The 4,474-nt window shown below is 54.1% G+C and carries 7 protein-coding genes and 1 pseudogene; 5 read left to right on the top strand and 3 right to left on the bottom strand.

Annotated elements, in window-relative coordinates:
* Both Q3A80_RS31675 and Q3A80_RS31670 read left to right on the top strand, forming a co-directional pair.
* Positions 1-338: DUF5678 domain-containing protein (locus tag Q3A80_RS31675; RefSeq protein WP_446332713.1), on the top strand; the 338-nt coding region annotated here is incomplete at its 5' end.
* On the top strand, positions 338-892 hold the full coding sequence (locus Q3A80_RS31670) for an aspartyl protease family protein (RefSeq protein ID WP_446332712.1): 555 nt from the start codon (positions 338-340) through the stop codon (positions 890-892). The genes Q3A80_RS31675 and Q3A80_RS31670, both read left to right, overlap by 1 nt.
* A 111-nt stretch (positions 893-1,003) precedes the next feature.
* Here Q3A80_RS31670 and Q3A80_RS31665 read toward each other — a convergent pair whose 3' ends face one another.
* Complete coding sequence (locus Q3A80_RS31665; RefSeq protein WP_446332711.1) at positions 1,004-2,110, bottom strand: acyltransferase family protein; 1,107 nt, start codon at positions 2,108-2,110, stop codon at positions 1,004-1,006.
* A 68-nt stretch (positions 2,111-2,178) separates the two neighbouring features.
* Here Q3A80_RS31665 and Q3A80_RS31660 point away from each other — a divergent pair.
* The 3 genes and pseudogenes from Q3A80_RS31660 to Q3A80_RS31650 all read left to right on the top strand — a co-directional run.
* Positions 2,179-2,468, top strand: a pseudogene (locus tag Q3A80_RS31660) (SOS response-associated peptidase family protein); the annotation flags it as partial.
* Complete coding sequence (locus tag Q3A80_RS31655; protein ID WP_446332710.1) at positions 2,452-2,748, top strand: hypothetical protein; 297 nt, start codon at positions 2,452-2,454, stop codon at positions 2,746-2,748. The pseudogene Q3A80_RS31660 and the gene Q3A80_RS31655, both read left to right, overlap by 17 nt.
* Positions 2,749-2,838: 90 nt before the next feature.
* The gene (locus tag Q3A80_RS31650) at positions 2,839-3,075 is read left to right on the top strand and encodes an excisionase (RefSeq protein ID WP_446332709.1); all 237 of its coding nucleotides are present in this window, start codon (positions 2,839-2,841) and stop codon (positions 3,073-3,075) included.
* 58 nt (positions 3,076-3,133) lie between these two features.
* Here Q3A80_RS31650 and Q3A80_RS31645 read toward each other — a convergent pair whose 3' ends face one another.
* Positions 3,134-3,358, bottom strand: a complete 225-nt coding sequence (locus Q3A80_RS31645; RefSeq protein ID WP_446332708.1) for a hypothetical protein — start codon at positions 3,356-3,358, stop codon at positions 3,134-3,136.
* The gene (locus Q3A80_RS31640) at positions 3,345-4,271 is read right to left on the bottom strand and encodes an HNH endonuclease signature motif containing protein (protein ID WP_446332707.1); all 927 of its coding nucleotides are present in this window, start codon (positions 4,269-4,271) and stop codon (positions 3,345-3,347) included. Before Q3A80_RS31640 ends, Q3A80_RS31645 begins: the two co-directional genes overlap by 14 nt.
* Positions 4,272-4,474 lie beyond the last annotated feature (203 nt).

The following is a 4,474-nucleotide window of genomic DNA, read 5'->3' as shown; positions in this document are numbered from 1 at the left end:
ATAATAGTGGCGTGCCCCGTCGGGCGTGCAACCTCTCCATCGTTGCGCGTTTCTTGTCGCCGAACCTGCTATTTGACACTGCCGAGCTAATCATGACCACCAATCTTCGTGACGAGTTCGAATACTACTTAAAGCACCAAACGGATTTGGTATCGCAGTATTCTGGAAAAGTTGTTGCGATAAAGGATCAAAAGGTGATTGGTGTATTTGATGATGAGATAAAAGCTGTAACGGAAACTCAAAAGACTTTTCCTCTTGGTACGTTTTTGGTTCAACGGGTTGAGCCGGGTGCTCAAAATTATACACAGACGTATCATTCGCGGGTCGAATTCGTATAATGCAAACCCCTGTTTCTGCATTCACGGCGAAAGCCAATGGAATTTGCAACGTTCTAAAGACCCAATGTGGGGTCGCGCAGGTTGTCAATTCTGGAAGTCGTGGGCCGGTTGAGTTGAAGTATTCGGCTATCTGGGATACCGGTGCGACAGCGAGTGTGATATCGCAGTCGGTGGTGGACGCGTGCGGACTTGCTCCGACTGGCGTATGTCAGGTGCATGGGGTTAGCGGGATTACGCTGACGGAAACCTACTACGTTGCAATATTTCTCCCAAATGGCGTTTGTTTTTCTCCGGTCCGGGTCACGAAGGGTAACTTGGGCGGGAATTGTGACGTTTTGATTGGCATGGATATCATCGGGTCTGGTGATTTTTCTGTGACGAATTTCGACGGAAAAACGGCATTTTCATTTCGGATGCCGTCGCAGGCGTGTGTCGACTACGTTCAGGATCACAATGATGCGGCACTCCATAGAGCTATTATGCCTGCATCTGTTAAGCCGAATAGTAGTAGTTGGCGCCCGTCCGGCTCCAGGAAAAAGAAGGGCAAGAAATAGATCGGTTGCGACAAATGTATCGATAGCACTATAAAGGCCCCGCCCCGAGCGGGGCTTTTTCACACCTGACATAACGTGAGCGATGCGGGGATGGCCGACGGAGAGGCAGGCCTAACGTTGACGTGCTGGCACGGAGCGATTCTGATGTCCCATCAGCGATCTCAAAATATTCTTGCCGGGCAGTTCGATAGCGCGGTAGGTCAACCACGATACAGCGATTGTCGCAGCGAAAAACGCGACGAAGAAACCGCGGCTGTTATATGGCAACTCGTGTCCTGATGCGACACCGAGGATGTGTGCGGCAAGCTGCATGGGAAAGTGCACCAAGTAGATCGAATAGGAAATGCTACCTAGGAACACGAGCGGAGCAAGTTTGAGCACTTTGTTGACGACAGATCCTCGAATTGCCCCGACAATCAATGTAGGGAAGCAAACGAGCGTAATCGCGAAGTCCAGTCCGCTCGAAAATCTGGAACTAGCGCAGTAGTAAAGGAAGCATGCAGCCGATGCAACGGCAATGAGATCGTAGACAGATTTGGGAACGGAGATCTTCGCGAACACGTCGTCGACGCGCAACAGCGCGACGCCGATGCAGAAGCCGAACATCGCTCGGAAAATGTCGTTGTCGATGCCGACGAAGGTCGCGTTGCTGATCAGGCCATTGCGAAAAATAGCTGCCAGCGCGACCACGAATCCAGCGCTCAGCAGAATGGAGGAGAGCTTTCTTCGGCTCGAAATTGTTGCAAGGAAGACGACGTTCACGACGAACTCAGCAGAGATCGACCACGACGGAGCGTTGAACGAGAAGCCGTGCTCAAGTCCGGTTCGGTTCAGCAACAGCAGGTTCAGGGCAAATTCTCTCTTGTCGTTGAAGGTGTAGATAAAGGGGGATGCTTCGAGGCGATGAACCAACACCCATTGCATGATCGCCACGAGGCATAACATGACGAAGTGCAGCGGATACAGTCGCGCGATTCGGTCCCGAAGATTCGACAAGAAGTTTGGCGATCGCTGTTCAGTCCAATATGTACGGGCAAGCACGAATCCCGACAGCACGAAGAAGAAGTCAACGAGCAGCAGCCCGTGACTGTAGAACGGGGCCATCAAACTGGGAAACGGGGACGCATGGAAATGGTTTGTATAGTGCCAGGCGATCACGCCGATCGCCGCCAGCGCCCTGAGGCTGTCGAGTTCGTGTAGCCGTTCGTTTCCGCTCATCGTGCTATGGCCCGGTGTTGAGTGTGCGCGATTGTATCCGATAAAGAATCAATGTCTCGGGGGGGGGCCGCGCTATGTGCGTCGCCGGCATCTGGCGACGCTTCAGTACTCTGACGGCAGGATGCGGCACACCGTGGCGATGATCACGGTCAACGCCGACGAACACCCGCTCATGAAGCACATGCATCGACCGGGCGACGAGAAGCGGTCTGTCGTGATCCTCCGGCCGGACGATTGGGAGGAATGGCTGACGACGTCGAACGTCGAGGCGGCGCGGGCGATGCTGCAGCTGTACCCGGCTGAGGATATGCTTGCTGAACCCAAACCGACGGGAGACGAAGATGGCACTCACCAATGAACAACTGGCAGATCTCTTGGTAGGTATCGCGCGATCACAGCAGGCGATCATCGACGCCGTTGCGTTGCATCTCGGACAACCAGACGGATTAACCTTTCGTGGGCGCGCCGTGATACCGACTCTGCAGAGTGCCGCGAACATACTCAATAACCCGGCGGCACCCCCGACCTTGCATGATCTTCCGTCGCGCCTATTGCTTCAACTCCAAGGTGGACCTCGAGCGGGTATCCCTCGTATCGAGGAGTGGGTGGCGCAGGAACTGAACCGTTTGGCGCCGTAGCTACTCGGCAATCCACTTCCTCCATGAACCATGCCGTACTCCTTGACGACAGTGGTACGCCGCTTGTAGATGAACGCTACGAGGTCGCAGATGAAGATCAGATTGAACCTTTGGCTCGAGCGCGAGTTCTTTCCACCGCCCGCGATGCGGACGGCATCGCGCTGGATCAAGCAGGGGAAGATTTACCCGCCTCCCATCAAGGTGGGTAACGCGTACTACGTCGAAGAGAAAGCCATCTACCAGGAAGGAAATCGGCCGCTGAGATTGGCCGAGCGCCTGAGGCTCGAAGAACTCGAGGAAAGGAAAAGGGCGAAACAAGCGAAGTAAGCTTGCTTGCTGAACACTTGCGTGAGGGGCGGACAACCGGTCCGCCCGGTGGATGACGTCAGCCGCCAAGCCGGTGAGTCGTCGATCCTGGGGCATTGATGAATCCGGTCCCCTTGCCGCCGGCAACCTTAAGGTGTTCGACCTCGACCTTGGCCGAGTTGATGATCACCTGAGCTACCTCCGCAATAGCTTTGGCGCGCTCGATCTCCATGGGTTTCTCGTTGCTGGTTAGGCCCTGGAGCGTGTTGAAAAGATGTTCACGCAGCGCTTCAATGTTGTTCATTGATCACCTTCCTTAGCTTGTTGTACATGTTGATGACAGCTCGTAGTTCTTCCGGATAACGAAGGACCGATGATCGGTTTGCCAACTCTGCCTTTGTAATCAGCTCAAGATTTGAGATGTCGCAATTCAATGGATTTCGATCGATAAACCAAATGGAGTGTGTTTTGAGGTTGTAGTCGCCATAATGGGCGCGCCATGCAAGTCGATGCTTCGACACCCATCCTTCGGTATCCTCAACTTTGATATATACGTAGCCGCCCCATATTTTCTCGGTGCCGATGGGATGTGCCGGAAGTCGGCTCTCGGCACCGAGTGGCATGATTCGATCGCCTGCCTCCTTCCAGAACGCGGCTGACTTCTTGATGCCGAGCTTTCGAGCCTTTGCGACGATCTGTGAATACGTCTTGTTGAGGATAGGGAGCAACGTCTCAATCGTCGAGTCGGGATAGTGCTCTTTGAGGAAACGGACCTGTTCGTCGGTCCAAATTACTCGTGGGCCAAAGTTCCTGTTCAGAGGAGGCAAGTACTCGACGGGCTTTCGCAGTCCAAGCTTGCGAGCTTTACCCTCGATATGTTTAACGGTGCGTCCGAGGCGTTGGGCGATTAGCGCGTTCGAGTGGTAGGGGTACAGGTTTCTCAAAATCTGAACATCGTCAGATCCCCATCGGCCACAACCTAGGAGTGTGGCTTGTATCGCTGACGGGAGGCTTGCACTTGGGGAGAACGTCTTTCTTACCTTGCGTGTTCCGTCGGAAGCCGGCTCCCTGGTGACTATGACCACGCCGCGTTTGATGTACGGAGAAATCATAGTTGTGATCTTTCGACCACCCAGCCGCAGCAGCCTGTCAATGTCCTCCCCACATATGCCAGGCTGGTCTTGGATCAACTGAAGGATTGCTTTTGTGTAGCTCACACAGTTCCTCCTAAACAGTCAGTAGGACTCCATATGGTGGCACTCCAAAAATACGGAAGTGCGAGAATGCGGTCAAACAGTCTGCGCGAGACCTGATCAAATCTCACTTGACGTCTGCACGCCGCGGAACTACAGTTGTATTGCGCCTGAGACAACAGGCGCCGGGTTTGGCGACCTGACGATATTGGCGGACAACCGCCCCA

Source organism: Burkholderia sp. SR8, from assembly GCF_052851275.1.
The sequence above is the reverse complement of the archived record's forward strand: the minus strand, read 5'-3'. Positions and strand labels throughout refer to the sequence as shown.

What these genes read in the sequence shown, in the direction of transcription:
- Q3A80_RS31665 (WP_446332711.1), bottom strand. Translation starts at nt 2,110, where the DNA reads ATGAGCGGAAACGAACGGCTACACGAACTCGACAGCCTCAGGGCGCTG.
- Q3A80_RS31645 (WP_446332708.1), bottom strand. Translation starts at nt 3,358, where the DNA reads ATGAACAACATTGAAGCGCTGCGTGAACATCTTTTCAACACGCTCCAG.
- Q3A80_RS31655 (WP_446332710.1), top strand. Translation starts at nt 2,452, where the DNA reads ATGGCACTCACCAATGAACAACTGGCAGATCTCTTGGTAGGTATCGCG.
- Q3A80_RS31670 (WP_446332712.1), top strand. Translation starts at nt 338, where the DNA reads ATGCAAACCCCTGTTTCTGCATTCACGGCGAAAGCCAATGGAATTTGC.
- Q3A80_RS31650 (WP_446332709.1), top strand. Translation starts at nt 2,839, where the DNA reads ATGAAGATCAGATTGAACCTTTGGCTCGAGCGCGAGTTCTTTCCACCG.